This is a genomic window from Streptomyces sp. NPDC019890 (genome assembly GCF_044903445.1).
GTDB lineage: Bacteria > Actinomycetota > Actinomycetes > Streptomycetales > Streptomycetaceae > Streptomyces.
On the sequence record NZ_JBJDQK010000002.1, the window covers coordinates 48,804 to 65,489 of the forward strand.

A 16,686-nucleotide genomic window follows, 5' to 3' on the forward strand; every position below is an offset into this window, starting at 1 on the left:
GGGAGGGAACCGGCAATGACCGGACACGTGTGTCCTGAATGCGGTACGCCGCGCGGTACCGAGGGCAGAGCCGTGCCCGGCTGCCACTGTGCCGCGCGGGCGAGGGAGGCGGTCGGAGCCGGGCGAGAGGCGGAGATCGCGGCGACGCAGGTTTTCGATCCGTTGCGGGTGCGGCCGTATGTGAGCTTGCGCAACGTGGGCGAGAGCGGGTCCGGGCCGGAGGCGCAGACGGTGCCGCTGCTGCTGCCGGGGGCGGTGATTCCGGGTCGGGGTGACGAGCCGGACGCGCTCGATGCGGTGGACCTCACGGCGGTGGACCTCGCCCCGGTGGATCTCACGCCGGTGGGCAGCACTCCGGGGCGCCACCGCGGTCGGCGGCGCCCGCACCGGGGTCTCTTGGTGGTCGCGGCGGCGGTGGCGGTGGCGGGGACCGCGGCGGTCGCGTCAGGGCTGTTCTCCGGGGACGACGAGCGCGACAAGGCCCTGCCGGACCGGGAGACGAGCGCGCCGAGCGTGAGTGTCCTGCCGGACGCGCCCTCGTCGTCGCCGACCGGGCGCGCCTCGGAGACTGCGTCGGCTTCGGAGACTGCGTCGGCCTCGCCATCCGGTACGCCGTCGGCGGATGCGTCGTTGCGCATGACCCCCGGCTCGTCGGCGCCCGCGGATCCGTCGACGCCGCCGACCCCGACGGCGAGTGCGTCGGGATCGGTCTCCGCGGCGCCACTTGGTGCCCGGTCGGGCACGCTGCGACCCGGGGACAGCGGACCGGAGGTCGTGGAACTCCAGCAGCGGCTGGCCGAGGTGTGGCTGTACTCGGGCCCGATGGACGGGCAGTACAGCCAGTCCGTCGAGGACGCGGTGCGCTCCTACCAGTACGACCGGCACGTCAAGGGCGACCCCAAGGGGGTCTACGGCCCGAAGACGCGCCGCGAGCTGGAGGCCGAAACGCAGGACCCGTGATGTTCGCTCTGCGCCGACCGGGTGGCGCAGACCGCCAGGTTTTTGTATCGTGATGGAACAAAGTGGTTCCGTCCGTATTCCCTGACCGGCGGGCGGAGCCACTTGTTCTCTTCTCCCGCGTCCTGGAGTACGCCGATGCCGGCAACCGCCCCGCTCGTTCTGACCGCCCGCGCCCTCCTGCTCGACATGGACGGCACCATCGTCAACTCGGACGCGGTCGTGGAACGCTGCTGGCGCCAGTGGGCGACCGAGCACGGCCTGGACCCGGACGAGGCGCTGAAGGTCGTACACGGGAGGCAGGGGTACGCCACGATGGCGGCGCTCCTGCCCGACCGGCCGATGGAGCAGAACTACGCCGAGAACCGCGTGATGCTCGCACAGGAGACCGCGGACACCGACGGCGTCGTCCCGGTCGCGGGCGCCCCCGCCTTCATGGCCGCCATCGCGGGGCTCCCGCACGCCCTGGTGACCTCGGCGGACGAGGCTCTTGCCCAGGCCCGGCTGTCCGCGGCCGGGCTGCCGATACCGGAGATCCGGGTCACCGCCGAGTGCGTCGGCGCGAGCAAGCCGGACCCGGAGGGCTTCCTCAAGGGCGCGGCCGAACTCGGCTTCGCCCCGGTGGACTGCGTGGCCTTCGAGGACTCCGAGGCGGGCATCGAGGCGGCGAGGGCGGCGGGCATGCGCGTGCTGGGCGTCGGTCAGCGCGCGGCGGCCCTGTCCCCGGACGCGCACGTCCAGGACCTGACCTCACTGCGCGTGGAGCCGGGGCCCGACGGCACGATCCGCCTGTACGTCACGGGGTGACGGTTTTCCCGGACGGCCTGAATTTCGGCCCCGCCGCTCCGGGTCGTCGCGTACCCGCCCCGTGCCCTACCCCGCCACCGCCTCGAACAAGCTGAACCCCGCCAGCACCAGCATCAACCCCGCCGCCACCTTCGTGATCAACCTCAGCGGCACGTACTTCATCAGCGTCCGCCCGCCCAGAATCCCCAGCCCCGCCACCGTCCACAGCGCCAGCACCGCCCCGATGCCCACCGACAGCGGACTGTCGTAACGCGCGGCCAGATTCGCGGTCATGATCTGGGTCAGATCACCGAACTCGGCCACCAGAATCAGCATGAAGCCCGCCCCGGAGACCTTCCAGAAGGACTGGTCCGCCGGGGCCTTGATGTGTTCCTCGTCGCCGTCGTCCTTCTTCAGCAGCAGCACCAGCGCCCCCGCCAGGAAGAGGACGCCCACCACCGCCTGCACCAGCCGGTGCGGCAGCAGTGTCAGCACGCTGCCCGCCGCGATGGCGAGCGTCACATGAACGGCGAACGCGGCCGCGACGCCCACGAAGACGTACGAGGCGCGGTATCGGGTACCGAGCATCAGACCGGCGAGCGCGGTCTTGTCGGGGAGTTCGGCGAGAAAGACGACACCGAAGGTGATCGCCAAGATGGTGAAGCTGAGCACGGAACGGATTCCTCAGTCGGTCGGGCTGCCGGACCGAGAGACCTGATCGGAAAAGGGGTCGCTTCGGCACGGCAGCGTCACGTGAAAACACAGGACACTGCGGCCGAAGGTCTCGCTGGCGGGCCGAGTCGAACTGGTCGACGAGGGCCGCCTCCGGGCGCCGGCCGGGCACGAGGCCCGGCAGTATGTCGACGTTCCGGCGAAGAGCTACTCCCCTTCTGCTCCGTTCAGGGTACGTCAGGCGCCACTCACGGCGGATCCCGGTACAGCCGCCCCCGCGCCACCAGCTCCAGCACCACCGACACCGCCACCGCCTGCACGGCCATCAGCGCGACCAGCACAAACAGCTGCACCGCTCCCGCGAGCAGCGGTGAAGCACCGCCCAGCAGCATGCCGACGAACGCGCCCGGGAGCGTGACGAGCCCCACCGTCCTGGTCTGATCGAGCCCCGGCAGCAGCGCGTCGGAGGCGGCCGGGCGCGCAACCTCCATGCGGGCGTCGCGATCGAGCAGCCCGAGCGCCATCCCCGCCTCGACCTCTCCGTGCCGCAGCCCCAGCTCGTCCAGCGCCCGTCGCCCGCCGAGCACCGTCGCGGTGAGCGCGCCGCCGATGAGGATGCCGGTCACCGGGATCAGCGCGATGCCCTTCAGCGGGACGAGACCGGTGAGCAGCAGCGCGGCCACGACGGGCACAACACCCGCAGCGATCGGCAGCCACGCCCACCGCCAGGTCCGGTTCACGGTGATCCGCCGGCCCGCCGTCCGTACCGCGACCGCGTACATCAGCAGCAGAAACGCGAACAGCAGCGGCAGCGAACGGACCACCCAGCCGATCACCAGAGAGACGGCCGCGAGTTGGACGGCCGCCCGCACGCCCGCCACGGCGATCTCGCGCGCCCGGCCCAGCTGGGCGACGGCGGCCACGGTCGCCGCGACGGCCAGCAGGACGGCCAGCACGGCGCCGAAGGTGACATTGACCGTGAGCAGCACCCGGCAACCCTACGACGTGACACGGCATGTGCCGGGGTGTCAGAAAAGACTTGATCTGACGTGCACATGTCGCCACTCTGTTACCTGGCGCCCACTCCAGCGAAACCTGGCGCCGACAACATGGCCACGCCCGAACGGCCAAATACCCCCCACATCCAAGGAGTTCGCATGTCAGGTGTCTACGCGCGTCAATGTCGCCGTATAGCCGTACTCGCCGCAACCTCCGCTCTCGCCGTCACCGGTCTGCTCGCCACCGCCCCCACCGCGCAGGCCTCCCCGCCCACCCCCGTCAGCGCCGCCACCGCCCGTACCTACCTCGCCGGGCTCACGGTGTCCCCCGAGGGCTCGTCCACCGGCTACAGCCGCGACAAGTTCCCGCACTGGATCACCCAGTCGGGCGCGTGCAACACGCGCGAGGTCGTCCTCAAGCGCGACGGCACGAACGTCGTCCAGGACTCCAGCTGCGCCGCCGTCAGCGGCAGTTGGTTCTCCGAGTACGACGGCGCCACCTGGACCGCCGCGGCCGACCTGGACATCGACCACATGGTGCCGCTCTCCGAGGCCTGGAAGTCCGGCGCGAGCAGCTGGACCACGGCCAAGCGGCAGTCCTTCGCCAACGACCTCACCCGTCCGCAGCTGATCGCCGTCACCGACAACGTCAACCAGGCCAAGGGCGACAAGGACCCGGCGGAGTGGCTGCCCTCGCGCACCTCGTACCGCTGCATGTACGCGCGCATGTGGGTGGACGTGAAGCACTACTACGCCCTGACCGTGGACTCGGCCGAGAAGAGCGCCCTCCAGGGCATCCTGAACGGCTGCTGACCAGCAGCTGACGGATCCTGCAGGAACCTGGTGGCCCTCCCCTGTCGTTCCGTACCGTACGGGGCGACAGAGGAGGGCAACACATGGCCGGGCTGCGCGTGGGACCACTGCTGCGGTACGTCGACTGGGAGTCCGGCGGGAGCGCGACCGTCTGGGTCGAGGCCGACCGGCCGTGCAGGGCCGAGGTGCGCTGCGAGGACGGCGCGCAGGGCACGGCGCGCACGTTCCAGATCGCCGGTCACCACTATGCGCTGGTCCAGGTCACCGGCCTGACTCCCGGGACGACGACCGCGTACGAGGTGCTGCTCGACGGCCGGCGGGTCTGGCCCCTGGAAGGAAGCGGGTTCCCGGCGAGCACGATCCGTACGCCCGACGTCCCCTCCGACGGCGTCACCGTCTCCTTCGGCTCGTGCCGCTGGTCGGCCGCGCCGCGCGGTGGGCACGACCCGGTGGGACCGGACGCGCTCGACACCCTCGCCACGGAGCTCGCCGCCGACCCCACGGCCGTACGCCCCGATGTGCTGCTTCTGCTGGGCGACCAGGTGTATGCGGACGAGACGTCCACAGCGACCAGGGCCTGGCTCGCCGCCCGCCGCGATCTGCGCGAGCCCCCCGGCGCGGAGGTCGCGGACTACGAGGAGTACACCCGGCTCTACGACGAGTCCTGGCTGGACCCCGAGGTCCGCTGGCTGCTCTCCACCGTGCCCAGCTGCATGATCTTCGACGACCACGATGTGATCGACGACTGGAACACCAGCGCCTCCTGGCTGGCGGAGATGCGCGAGACGGCGTGGTGGCAGGAGCGGATCCTCAGCGGTCTGATGTCGTACTGGGTCTATCAGCACCTGGGCAACCTCTCCCCGGCGGAGCTGGAGGTGGACAAGCTGTACGCGGCGGTGCAGGCGTCGCCCGACGGGACGGATGCGCTGCGGCGGTTCGCCGCCGAGGCGGACTCCGACCCGGCGTGCGTGCGCTGGAGTTACCGCCGCGACTTCGGGCGGACCCGGCTGCTGATGGTGGACACACGCGCCGGCCGGGTCCTGGACGAGCAGCGGCGGGCGATGCTGGACACGGACGAAGCGCACTGGCTGCGCGAACAGGTGCGGGACGGGCGGGGGCCGGCGACTGGGTCAGGGCACGGGTCTGCGGTGGGGTCCGGGCAGTTGCCGGGGCCGGAGGCAGGGACCGCGGCAGACGCCCGGCACGGGTCCGCCGCGTCGGGGGCGTACGACCATCTCCTGATCGGGACCTCGCTGCCCTGGCTGCTGCCGCCGCTCATCCATGACGCGGAGAGCTGGAACGCCGCGCTCTGCCGCGGCGAGCGCGGCGACCGCTGGGCGCGCTTCGGCGAGGATCTGCGCAGACGGGCCGACCTGGAGCACTGGGCGGCCTTCCCCGATTCCTTCGCGAAGCTGGCCGCGCTGATCGCGGAGGCGGGCAGCGGGGACGACGCTCCGGCAACCGTGTGCGTGCTGTCGGGCGATGTGCACCATGCGTACGTCGCCGAGCCCGAGTGGCCCGGCCAGGCGCCGGAGGCCAGGGTGCTCCAGCTGACCTGCTCGCCCGTGCACAACTCCATCCCCCGCCCCATACAGCTCGGCTTCCGCTTCGGCTGGAGCCGCGCCGGACGGCGGCTCGGGCACGCCCTGGCTCGCCACGGCAGGACGGGCAGACCGCCCGTCCACTGGGAGCGGACGGGCGGCCCGTGGTTCGGCAATCAGCTGATGACGCTGACGCTGCGAGGCCGTTCGGCGGTGCTGCGGCTGGACCAGGCGCAGACGGTGGCGGGCGCGGCCGGGTCCGCGAACGGCGCGGGTACGCGGCTGGTGACGGCGGATGAGCGGGAGCTGACTGCGAACGGTGATCCATCCCACAGCGGAGGGTGATCCTCGCCCCCTGGGGTTCGACTCCGGCGCCTCCCCCGGCATGATGAGCCGAACATTCCGCTGCCAAGCACCCCACATGCCCCGGGAGTTCCTGTTTTGTCCGACGTACGCGATGTGCGATCTGCAGTAGCCCCCCACACCCGCGCCGTCGCGGTCGTCGGGGCAGGCCCCCGCGGCACCTCCGTCCTCGAAAGACTCTGCGCCTCGGTCCCCGAGCTGATCCCCGGGACGTCGCTGACGGTCCACCTCGTCGACCCGGCGCCGCCGGGTCCGGGCCGGGTCTGGCGGACCGACCAGCCGACCGAGCTGCTGATGAACACGGTGGCCTCGCAGGTCACTTTGTTCACGGACGACAGCGTTGTCTGCGAAGGTCCGATACGTCCGGGGCCGAGTCTGTACGAGTGGGCGACAGCGCACACCGACGAGCGGCTCGGCCCCGACGACTATCCGACGCGGGCCTGCTACGGGCGCTATCTGGAGTGGGCTTTCGGGCAGACGGTGGATGCCGCGCCGGACACGGTGACGGTGCGGGTCCACCAGGCGCGGGCGATACGGCTGGAGGACGAACTGGAGGCGCCCCGGCAGGCCGGACCGGGGGCCGGGGCCCGCGCCGGCGCGGCGGCACGAACCGGAGCCCTCAGCGACACGGCGGCACGGACGGGCGCCCCCAGCGGCGCGGCGGCAGGGACCGGGGCCCTGATCGGCACGGTGCCGCGGGCCCGCGCGGCGCTCGACGACTCCCTCGACAGGGCGCCCGTCTCCCCGACTCAGTACCTCACCCTGGACGACGGCACCACGATCACCGGACTCTGCGCGGTAATCCTCGCGCAGGGCCATCTGCCGGCGGTCTCGCGCCAGACGCAGGCGCATCTCGCCGAGTACGCGGCCCGTCACCCCCCGCTGCGTTACTTCCAGCCCGCGAACCCCGCGGACCTCGACCTCTCGGCCGTGGCCCCCGGCGAATCGGTCCTGCTCCGCGGCCTCGGCCTCAACTTCTTCGACCATATGGCGCTGTTGACGACCGGCCGCGGCGGAACGTTCGTACCCGACGACACCGGCGCCCTCGTCTACCGCCCCTCCGGCCGCGAACCGCTGCTCTACGCGGGCTCGCGGCGCGGCATCCCGTACCAGGCGCGCGGCGACAACGCGAAGGGCGCCTCGGGCCGGCACGAGCCCCTCGCACTCACCACTGACGTGATCGCCGTCTTCCGTAAACGCGCGGACGAGGGCGATCCGCCGGACTTCCTGACGGAGATCTGGCCCCTGGTGGCGAAGGAAGTGGAGACGGTTCACTACGCGGCACTGCTGTCACACCCGGCCGGCTTCCAGGACCGCTATCTCGCAGCGCCCCACGGCAGCCCCCAAGAGGCTGCCGTACTGGACGAGTTCGGCGTCGCGCAGGCGGACCGCTGGTCCTGGGACCGGATTTCGCGCCCGTACGGCGGCGAGAGCTTCGGCTCGCCCGCCGAGCACCGCGCCTGGCTCCTCGCCCATCTGCGCCAGGACGCCGCACAGGCCGCGCTCGGCAATGTCGCGGGTCCACTGAAGGCCGCGCTCGACGTGCTGCGCGATCTGCGCAACGAGCTGCGTCTGATCGTGGACCATGCCGGGCTCTCCGGCACCTCCCGGCGCGACCACCTGGACCGCTGGTACACCCCGCTGAACGCCTTCCTCTCCATCGGCCCGCCGCGCCGCCGGATAGAGGAGATGACGGCGCTGATCGAGGCGGGCGTCCTGGAGGTGGTCGGCCCGCGCACGAGCGTCGGGATGGCGGACGGGGTGTTCACCGCCGAGTCGCCCGACGTGCCCGGCTCCCTCGTCACGGCGACGACGCTGATCGAGGCGCGGCTGCCGGAGCCGGACCTGAGGCGGACCTGTGACGAACTGCTCGGTCGGCTGCTGAAGACGGGCCAGTGCCGGCCGCACACGATCGACGGTTACGAGACCGGAGGAATGGACGTAACACAGCGCCCCTACCGTCTGATCAACCGTCAAGGGCGGGCACACCCACGGCGCTTCGCGATCGGCGTGCCCACCGAGGGCGTCCACTGGGTGACCGCGGCCGGGGCCAGGCCCGGTGTCGACTCGGTGACGCTCGCGGACGCGGACGCGGTGGCGCGCGCCGCGCTGCGCGCAGTGGGCACGCTCGGACCGGAATCCACGGCGAAAACCGGGGCAAAGGCCGACCGTTGGTCAAATGTTGAACTTGCAAGCATCGATTAGGTCTGCCTAACCTGGGGCCTCCCTCGTCGGTTCACGTCCCCAGACCGAAGGAGTCCCCCATGGCCAATCCCTCGCTGTCCACCCGTCTGAACAAGGCCCAGCCCTATGCGCTCGGCCTGTTCCGCATCGTCGTCGGCCTGCTCTTCACCTGCCACGGCGCCGCCTCGCTCTTCGGCGTGCTCGGCGGCGCGGGAGGCAACGGCGGCACCGTCCCGGCCGGCACCTGGCCCGACTGGTACGCGGCGGCGATCGAACTGGTCGCCGGCGCACTCGTACTGATCGGCCTCGGCACGCGCGGCGCCGCCTTCATCGCCTCGGGCTCGATGGCGTACGCGTACTTCACCGTTCACCAGCCGGAGGGCCTCTTCCCGCTGCAGAACAGCGGCGAGGGTTCCGCGCTGTACTGCTGGGCCTTCCTGCTGCTGGTCTTCACCGGCCCGGGCGCGCTGGCGCTGGACCGGGTGTTCGGCGCGCGCGGCGAGAACGGGACCGCGCAGGACGAGCGCAAGGAGCAGACCGCGGCGGCCGCCGCGTAAGCCCTGTCCGGGACCTGACTCATTCAGCTGCCGCCGGAGCTTTCGGAGCGCCCGGGCCCTCGTTCACAAAAGAGGACCTGGGTGCTCCGTTTTTTGGTTCGCTGCCCACTTCGCCGCCCGCACTCCGTTTCTCACTTCGCCCACTCCCAAATCCGTCCCTATTCCCGCCCGTATTCCCAAATCCCGCCAGACGTGAGGCTTACTACATCAACGCCCCCTGACGATCTCGAGGGAAACGCCAGGCGTACGCTGTACAGCTGTAGTGCCGCCCCTGCCGCTCCCCTGCGACGTCGCGGCGTTATTCACGAAACCGGGGAGTTAAAGGGTGCTAGAGAGTGTGGGGGCGCTGACCGGCAGCCCATGGATCTACGCCGTCGTGGCGCTTTCCGTACTTCTCGATGTCTTTTTGCCCGTACTGCCGAGCGGCGTGCTGGTGATCACGGCGGCGACCGCGGCCGCGGCCGGCTCGACCACCGCCACCGCCGCGCCCGTCGAGACCGCGGCCGGTGGCGTCCCGCACCAAGTGCCCTCGCTCCTCGTCCTGGTGCTGTGCGCGGCGACCGCCTCCGTACTCGGCGACCTCGTGGCGTACCGGCTTGCCTGGCGCGGCGGCGACCGTCTGGACCGGGCGATCGCCCGCTCGCGCAGACTGACCCGCGCGCAGGAACGTCTCGGCACGGCCCTCAGCCGCGGCGGCGGCGCACTGGTCGTGATCGCACGCTTCGCCCCGGCCGGCCGCTCGGTCGTCTCGCTGGGCGCGGGTGCGGCCCACCACAAGGTGAGGGATTTCCTGCCCTGGTCCGCCCTGGCGGGTGTGGCCTGGGCGGGCTACAGCGTGGGCCTCGGCTACTTCGGCGGCCAGTGGCTGGGCGCGACCTGGATCGGCGCGGCGGTCTCGGTGCTTGCGCTGTTCGCGGCGGGCGCGCTGGCGGCGTACGTCATGCGGCGCCCGACACAGTCACCGGCTCCCGAACCGGCTGCTTAGCGCCCCCACCGGACCCGCGCACCTCAAGCCCTTCGAGCAGCTTGCGGGTCGCCTCGGCCATCTCGTCGACGGCCTGGTCGAAGACCTCACGATTGTGCGCGGCGGGGGCACGGAAGCCGGACACCTTGCGCACGTACTGCAGGGCGGCGGCACGGATGTCGTCCTCGGTGGCCTCTTCGGGGAGGACGGGCGGGCGGAGAGTCTTGATACTGCGGCACATGTATTCAGTGTGCCTCGCAGGTCTGACAAGTGTCCGCCGGAGCGGGCGGCCTGTACGGAGCAGGGGGCCGCACCCGTCACCGCGGGTGCGGCCCTCGTCACCAGCCCGGATCAAGGCCCGATGAGGTCCGTCGATGAGGCCCGGTCAGGCCCCGAGGCTTGATCAGGCCGCGGCCGCCGCGCGCACCACCGACGCCGCCAGCCGGTCGTTCTCCGGCGCGGCGCCGCCCGGGAACGCGAACCGGCGGCGCACATAGCCGTACGCGACACCGCTGCGCGGATCGGCAAAGCTGTCGGCGCCGGCAGCGCCGCTGTGGCCGAAGGCGTCCGCACCCAGGAACGGGTACCCGACGCCCTTTGCCTGGAAGCCGAGGCCGAAGTTGTCCACGTCCCCGGTGACCACGTCCGTGCCCACGGTGTAGAGCGGGGCGAACTCCGCGATCGTCTCCGGCTTGAGCAGCGGGGCCCTGCCGTCGACCTCGCTGATCGCCGCCGCGTACATCCCCGCCACCCCGCGCGCGTTTCCGACGCCGCCCGCCGAGGCCTGACCCTGCGCCCGAACGGCACGCGTGTTGGCGAAGTCCACCAGGTCCATGGGCGGCGCGGCGTTCGCGTTGAAAGCGATCCCCATCAGACTCTTCGGGTCGATCGGATCGGCCTGCAGCTCCGCGAACTGCTCCGGCGTGGGCCGCATCGGCAGTACGTCGAGGTAGCGCGCCTCGAGTGCTTCGGGCAGCCCGAGATGGAAGTCAAGACCGTACGGAGCCCTGATCCGCTCCTCGAACAGCTCCTGTATGGACCGCCCGGTGGCCCGGCGCACCACCTCGCCCGTGAGAGCGCCGATCACAAAGGCGTGGTAGCCGTACGCCGTGCCCGGCTCCCAGAACGGCCGCTGTCCCGCCAGCCGTCCGGCGAGCAGGCGGTCGTCGGCCATCTCCTCCATGCTGAACCCGCCGTCGACCCCGACCACTCCGGCGCGGTGGCCGAGCAACTCCCGCAGCGTGAGCGCGCCCTTCCCCTCGGCGGCGAACTCGGACCAGTAATGGGCGACTTCGCGGTTCAGATCGAGCACACCGTCCTGCACGAGCAGGGCGACAACGAGATGCGCCGCACCCTTGGTGACGGAGTAGACACCGGTCAGCGAGTCGCCCGCCATTCCGTCCCCGGCCCACAGGTCGACGACCTGCCGACCGTTCACGTACGCCGCCAGCTGTGCACCGGACTCGGTGACCCCCTCGGCGAGCAGTGCGGCGAACTCCTCCCGCACGCTCTCGAAGCCCTCAGCGACAGTGCCCTGCACACCGACTTCGGCTGTCATGCGTCCTCCCCAGTGATCGTCAAGCGGTCACCGGACGCCAACCAGCAGAGAGGGCAGGATAATTCCCCGGGACGTCGTACCGCTCATGCCGTCTCCTTCGCGGGCTCGCGCGACTCGTCGGCCGCCACGGTGTGGCCCGGGCCCGAGCCCCGGTAGCCGATCACGACGGCGACGGCCGCCACCATGAGCAGGACGGCGACCGTACGCAGTCCGACGCCCATCGCGGAGGTGAACTCCCCTGTCCGGGCGGCACTTTGGGGCGTGCCACTGAACCGTGCGGCCAGCACCGTGCCGACCACGGCGACGCCCAGCGCGGCACCGATCTCCCGCGCCGCCGTGTTCAGCCCGGACCCCAGCCCGGCCTGATGGGCGGGCAGCTCCGCGACGACGGTCACGGTCAACGAGGGAGCGCACAGCCCCATTCCGGCGGAGAGGACGAGCAGATAGAGCGCGTACAGGGCATACGGAGTGCTCGCGTTTGCGGTCGAGACGAGCAGCAGTCCGAGCCCGATCAGCCCCAGACCGCCGCCGACGAGCGGCAGCGGGCCGAAACGCTCCTGCCAGCGGGCCCCGAGCTTGGGTACCAGCGCCATCCCGACGGTCAGCGGCACGATCGCCAGCCCCGTGAGCGCCACCGAGTAGCCCTTGGCGTACTGCAGATACTGCGCGTTGACGTAGAAGAGCGAGAACAGCCCGAAGAAGCAGGCCGCCGTGCCCAGCGTCCCGGCCCGCAGTCGGCGCGACGCGAAGACCCTCGGGTCGAACAGCGGCCGCTCGGCGAGCCAGGCATGGCCGATGAAGAGCACAAGCAGCGCCGTGCCGGTCGCGAAGGCGGTCAGGACATGCGCCGAACTCCAGCCGTACGAAGGGCCCTCGATGATTCCGTAGACCACCGCGACCAGCGCAACGGTCAGCAGGAGTGAGCCCACGGGGTCGAGCGCGGCGGCGGGGTTCGCGGGCGTACGGGGGGTGGTGCGGGCGACGGCGACGGCGAGCAGCGCGGCGAGCGGCACCATGATCCAGAACAGGGCTCGCCAGGACAGATACTGACCGACCAGACCGCCGCCCACATTGCCCGCCAGGCCGCCAAGTCCGACGGCGAGGGTCCAGGTGGCGAGCGCCTGGGCGGTGTGCCGCGGCCCGGCGAGGCGGACCAGGATCGACATGGTCGCGGGCATGATCAGCGCGGCTCCCGCACCGCACAGCCCGCGCCCGGCGATGAGAACGGCTGGAACGGCGGCAAGTGCGCTGGTGGCGGCGCCCGCCGCGAAGAGGCCGAGCCCGGCGAGAAGCGCGCCCTTGCGGCCGAGGCGGTCGCCGAGCGCGCCTGCGGGGATCAGGAGCCCGGCGAAGACGATGACATAGGCGTCGACGGCCCACAGCAGCTGCGTGCCCGTCGGACGGAGGCTGGACGCGGCGAGTTGGGGGATGAGGAGGTTGATCGCCGCGACCATGCTCTGTGCGACGAGGACGCAGGCGCAGAGCGCGAGCAGTGCCGGTTTCTGGGCACGTGGAAACAAGGCTCCTCCAGGAGCTGGGGTTTTGGGGTCTGCCGTCCACCGTAGAGTTGGCGCCACTTGCTTTCCAGTGCAACTAATGCAAGGGATGAATGCGCGTGACGCAATCCGGCCTGGACCTCAACCTTCTGGCCGCCCTGGACGTACTGCTCGAGGAATCCAGCGTCTCGGGCGCGGCCGCCCGGCTGCATCTGTCGGAGCCTGCGATGAGCCGCACCCTGGGCCGGATCCGTAAGGCGCTGGGCGATCCGGTACTGGTGCGCGCGGGCCGGACCATGGTGCCGACCCCGCACGCGCTCGCCATCCGCGGCGAGGTCCGGGCGGTCGTGGAGCAGGCGCGCGGGATCTTCACGGCCGGCGGTCAGGTGGATCTCCGTGCTCTGTCGCGCACGTTCACGGTGCTTGCGCACGACGCGCTCGCGGCGACGCTCGGCGCGGCGCTGTTCGCCAGGATCGGCGAAGAGGCCCCGGGCGTACGGCTGCGCTTCCTGACGGAGAGTCATGTGGATGCCCCGGCGCTGCGCGAGGGCGTCGCCGATCTGGAGGCGGGCGTGATCGACACCCGCTCGCCCGAGGTCCACGTGGAGCATCTCTTCGACGACGGGATGCTGGGTGTCGTACGCCCCGGACATCCGCTGCTGCGCGGGAGGCTCACACCCGAGCGGTTCGCCGCGGCGGACCATCTGATCGTCTCCCGGCGGGGCCGCATGCGGGGCCCGGTCGACACCGCGCTCGCGGAACTGGGTCTGACGCGGCGGGTGGTGGGGAGCGTGGGCACGTATCCGTCCTCGCTGTTCATCCTGCTCGGCAGCGACCTGGTGGGCCTGGTGACGACGCGGGCGCGGCCGCTGACGGACACTCTGGGGCTGAAGACCTTTGAGGTCCCGCGCCTCTGCCGGCACTGCCGTTCGGGCTGGCCTGGCATCCGCGCAATGACGCGGACCCGGCGCATGCGTGGCTGCGGGCGTGTGCGCGGGAGCTGATGACGCAGGCGTGAGGGGGCGGTGCGCAAGGGTGCCAACACCAGGCGCATTCAGGTCAGTTGAGATATGTCCGGGCAACTATGGCGACTTCTGGACAGCTACGGAGGAAGCGCTTGTCCGGCTCTCCGGCCCGCCTGGAGACTCGGTGGCATACCCGCCGCAACAGCGGCCGGGTATCAACGCAGGAATCAGCAGGGGGAAACCCGCATGGCACTACGCAAGCTGATCGCTTCGTTACTCACGACCCTGGCGCTCGTCGCCGCGGCGGTCACCGGATTCACCGGCCCGGCCACCGCTGCTTCCGGCACCGGCGCCGGAAGCAGCACGGGCAGCGGTTCCGGCCAGGGCTTCACGGCCCAGGCGAAGCAGGCGGGACTGACCACCGCCGAGGCACGGCAGCTCCAGCGGACGGTCGACGGCTACCTCACCACGGTGGGCGGCAAGCAGGTCGCGCCCAACAGGATCGAACTGGCAGGCCAGGGCGAGATCGTGGTCGCGATGCCCGGCGAGCGCTACGCCCGCGACCTCTCGAGCCCGGCGGGCACCCGGGCGGCGTGTCCGTACGAGAACTTCTGCATGTGGACCGGCACCGGCTTCACCGGCACGCAGTTCAACCTGTGGAAGTGCGGAACGTACGACCTGTCGAACTGGAACGGTCCCGGCTCCTGGAGCAACAACCAGACCCCGGGCACCAGGGCGAGGTTCCTGGACCGCGGCTACAACACGATCTACACGACGCCCGGCGCGTATGCGAACAGCGCGTACTACAACTGGACTCCGGTCTGGCACGTAGTCCCCTGCTAGGAACCTGGGGACTCGATGCCCCAGGAACTACGGGACGGGGCCCGGCCCCGGCGACACAGAGTCGCCGGGCCCGGGCCCTCACGCTTGCCCCGTGCTCAGTTGTCCTGCAGGAACTTCTTCGCGAGGGAGTCGCCGAGGCTCACCGCGGCACTGTGGCTCTCGATCGGCGAGACCTTGGAGTTCTTGAACAGGATGTACGTGACACCGGACTCGGCACCGCCGGTCTCCGGGTCAGGGTCGATACCCAGCGCCTGGGCGGTGGCGTACGACGCCTCGCCGATGATCTTGTTGGGCCCGGTGTCCCCGACGACGGCGTACTCGACCTTGTTGTTGTAGATGACGGCGACGACGCCGCCGCCCTTGATCCCGGCGCTCGAGTAGTTCCAGATGCTGCTGGTGCTCGGCACGACGACGTACGGCAGCTTCTCGGCGTTCAGCGGCTTGCCGTTGGACTGGTGGAACGCGGTGTCGTCCTGGAACCAGGGGTCGGTGTCGGCGTTGCACTTGCTGGTGACCTGGCCGTCGCAGTCGACGTCCATGTCGGCCTTCCAGAACACCGCGCCGTTCTTCCCGCAGACCGGGATGGTCGCCGAAGTCTCGCTGTCCGTCTTGTACTTGCCGTTCGATATCTGCGAACAGCTCTTGACCTTGGCCAGCAGATCGGCCGCACTGACCGATCCTTCCTGCGTCCCGCGCGTGCCGGAACCGGCCGCGCGATGGGCGGTGTTGGCGGTGGCAGGCAGTGCGGCGACGGTGAGCAGGGCGGCGCCCGAGGCGGCGGCGAGCGCGAGAGTACGAGTACGCATGTGGGGGCGGCCTCTCTGTTAGGAAAGTTTCCTTACTTGTCCGCCGACAAATGTGATCCCTTTACATGACCGCGTCAACCCCCTTCTCGCCGCCGGATTCCTCGGCCATCTCCAAGCGCGCTTCGGGCTGCGGGCAGCGGGCTGCGGTCCACCAACACCGCATCGAGAGGCGGGCACTTGAGGAGCTGTCGGTACGTTGAACGAACCGGTAATGCGGCGCCGTCAATGAATGGGAACAAGGGCGCCGCTGAGCGGAGGAGAAGAAGATTTTAGGTTCCTCGGAGTCCAACCCGACACGTCGCGCACTTCTTGCGGCCGGTGCCGCAACCGGTTCGGCCACCGCGCTCATGCTCGCCACCGGGCCTGCCCGCGCGGCCACCCGTCACCGGGACACCACCGCGCGGCTGCGTGAACTCGAGCAACGGCACGCGGCTCGTGTAGGGGTGTTCGCACGCAACCTGGCGACGAAGGCAACGGTGCTCCATCGGGCAGAAGAGCGCTTCCCCATCTGCTCCGTCTTCAAGCCGCTCGCCGCGGCAGCCGTACTGAGAGACCTCGACCGGCATGGTGAGACGCTTGCCAAACGCATCCGCTACACCAAAGCGGACCTGGTCGATCACTCACCGATCACAGGCACGGCGGACCGCGTCGCCCACGGCATGACCATCGCCGAACTGTGCGGGGCCGCCATCTGCTACAGCGACAACACCGCAGGCAATCTGCTGCTCCGCGAACTCGGCGGACCAACCGCGATCACCCGCTTCTGCCGCTCCATCCAGGACACCACGACGCGGCTCGACCGGTGGGAGCCGAAGCTCAACACCGCCGAGCCATGGCGCGTCGAGGACACGACCAGCCCGAGGGCCATCGCACGCAGCTATGCGCGACTCACCCTGGGGGAGGCGCTGGATCCCCGGGACCGCAGACGGCTGACCGAATGGCTGCTGAACAACACGACGAGCGGGGACCGATTCCGTGCGGGGCTGCCCAAGGACTGGACCGTCGCGGACAAGACCGGCGCCGGCTCGTACGGAACCTGCAACGACGTGGGCATCGCCTGGACACCGGACGGGACACCGATCGTGCTGGCGGTGCTGACGACCAAGTACGAGGCGGACGCCGCTCCGGACAACCGGCTCATTGAGCGAACAGCCGCGCTCTTGGCAGAAGCCGTGACGTAGAG

At 70.7% G+C, this 16,686-nt stretch carries 15 protein-coding genes and 1 pseudogene; 10 read left to right on the forward strand and 6 right to left on the reverse strand.

Going from position 1 to position 16,686, the window contains the following annotated elements; all coding sequences use genetic code 11:
- Window positions 1-15 precede the first annotated feature (15 nt).
- Complete coding sequence (locus ACI2LP_RS04605) at window positions 16-960, forward strand: peptidoglycan-binding protein (RefSeq protein ID WP_404723096.1); 945 nt, start codon at window positions 16-18, stop codon at window positions 958-960.
- A gap of 135 nt (window positions 961-1,095) precedes the next feature.
- A complete protein-coding gene (locus tag ACI2LP_RS04610; RefSeq protein ID WP_404723097.1) occupies window positions 1,096-1,764 on the forward strand; it encodes an HAD-IA family hydrolase in 669 nt (222 codons plus the stop codon).
- A gap of 66 nt (window positions 1,765-1,830) precedes the next feature.
- On the opposite strand, the gene ACI2LP_RS04615 is transcribed toward ACI2LP_RS04610, so the two are convergent.
- Window positions 1,831-2,415: a TMEM165/GDT1 family protein gene (locus ACI2LP_RS04615; protein ID WP_404723098.1), complete on the reverse strand. Its 585-nt coding sequence runs from the start codon at window positions 2,413-2,415 to the stop codon at window positions 1,831-1,833.
- 248 nt (window positions 2,416-2,663) lie between these two features.
- A complete protein-coding gene (locus ACI2LP_RS04620; protein ID WP_404723099.1) occupies window positions 2,664-3,404 on the reverse strand; it encodes an ABC transporter permease in 741 nt (246 codons plus the stop codon).
- Window positions 3,405-3,572: 168 nt separating this feature from the next.
- On the opposite strand from ACI2LP_RS04620, the gene ACI2LP_RS04625 reads away from it, so the two are divergent.
- From ACI2LP_RS04625 to ACI2LP_RS04645, 5 genes are all read left to right on the forward strand, one after another.
- The gene (locus ACI2LP_RS04625; RefSeq protein WP_404723100.1) at window positions 3,573-4,226 is read left to right on the forward strand and encodes an HNH endonuclease family protein; all 654 of its coding nucleotides are present in this window, start codon (window positions 3,573-3,575) and stop codon (window positions 4,224-4,226) included.
- 83 nt (window positions 4,227-4,309) lie between these two features.
- A complete protein-coding gene (locus ACI2LP_RS04630; RefSeq protein WP_404723101.1) occupies window positions 4,310-6,112 on the forward strand; it encodes an alkaline phosphatase D family protein in 1,803 nt (600 codons plus the stop codon).
- A gap of 114 nt (window positions 6,113-6,226) precedes the next feature.
- Complete coding sequence (locus ACI2LP_RS04635) at window positions 6,227-8,335, forward strand: FAD/NAD(P)-binding protein (RefSeq protein ID WP_404723102.1); 2,109 nt, start codon at window positions 6,227-6,229, stop codon at window positions 8,333-8,335.
- 74 nt (window positions 8,336-8,409) lie between these two features.
- Entirely contained in the window at window positions 8,410-8,871 is a 462-nt protein-coding gene (locus ACI2LP_RS04640) for a DoxX family protein (protein ID WP_404723733.1), read from the forward strand.
- A 325-nt stretch (window positions 8,872-9,196) separates the two neighbouring features.
- Window positions 9,197-9,856 (forward strand): DedA family protein, encoded by a 660-nt coding sequence (locus ACI2LP_RS04645; protein WP_404723103.1) that lies wholly within the window; start codon window positions 9,197-9,199, stop codon window positions 9,854-9,856.
- Here ACI2LP_RS04645 and ACI2LP_RS04650 read toward each other — a convergent pair.
- From ACI2LP_RS04650 to ACI2LP_RS04660, 3 genes are all read right to left on the reverse strand, one after another.
- Window positions 9,810-10,076, reverse strand: a complete 267-nt coding sequence (locus ACI2LP_RS04650; protein WP_404723104.1) for a DUF2277 domain-containing protein — start codon at window positions 10,074-10,076, stop codon at window positions 9,810-9,812. The two genes, ACI2LP_RS04645 and ACI2LP_RS04650, sit on opposite strands and share 47 nt — an antisense overlap.
- A 162-nt stretch (window positions 10,077-10,238) precedes the next feature.
- Complete coding sequence (locus ACI2LP_RS04655) at window positions 10,239-11,393, reverse strand: serine hydrolase domain-containing protein (RefSeq protein ID WP_404723105.1); 1,155 nt, start codon at window positions 11,391-11,393, stop codon at window positions 10,239-10,241.
- 83 nt (window positions 11,394-11,476) lie between these two features.
- Complete coding sequence (locus ACI2LP_RS04660) at window positions 11,477-12,913, reverse strand: MFS transporter (protein WP_404723106.1); 1,437 nt, start codon at window positions 12,911-12,913, stop codon at window positions 11,477-11,479.
- A gap of 89 nt (window positions 12,914-13,002) precedes the next feature.
- Here ACI2LP_RS04660 and ACI2LP_RS04665 point away from each other — a divergent pair.
- Together ACI2LP_RS04665 and ACI2LP_RS04670 are read left to right on the forward strand one after the other, a co-directional pair.
- Window positions 13,003-13,907 (forward strand): annotated as a pseudogene (locus tag ACI2LP_RS04665) (LysR family transcriptional regulator).
- Between the two features lie 193 nt (window positions 13,908-14,100).
- A complete protein-coding gene (locus ACI2LP_RS04670) occupies window positions 14,101-14,697 on the forward strand; it encodes a hypothetical protein (protein ID WP_404723107.1) in 597 nt (198 codons plus the stop codon).
- A 95-nt stretch (window positions 14,698-14,792) separates the two neighbouring features.
- Here the strand turns inward: ACI2LP_RS04670 and ACI2LP_RS04675 are convergent, their stop codons facing one another.
- Window positions 14,793-15,503 carry a glycoside hydrolase family 75 protein gene (locus ACI2LP_RS04675; RefSeq protein ID WP_404723108.1) on the reverse strand — a complete coding sequence of 237 codons (711 nt, stop codon included), beginning with the start codon at window positions 15,501-15,503 and terminating at the stop codon, window positions 14,793-14,795.
- Between the two features lie 347 nt (window positions 15,504-15,850).
- On the opposite strand from ACI2LP_RS04675, the gene bla reads away from it, so the two are divergent.
- Complete coding sequence (bla, locus tag ACI2LP_RS04680) at window positions 15,851-16,684, forward strand: class A beta-lactamase (protein WP_404723109.1); 834 nt, start codon at window positions 15,851-15,853, stop codon at window positions 16,682-16,684.
- Window positions 16,685-16,686 lie beyond the last annotated feature (2 nt).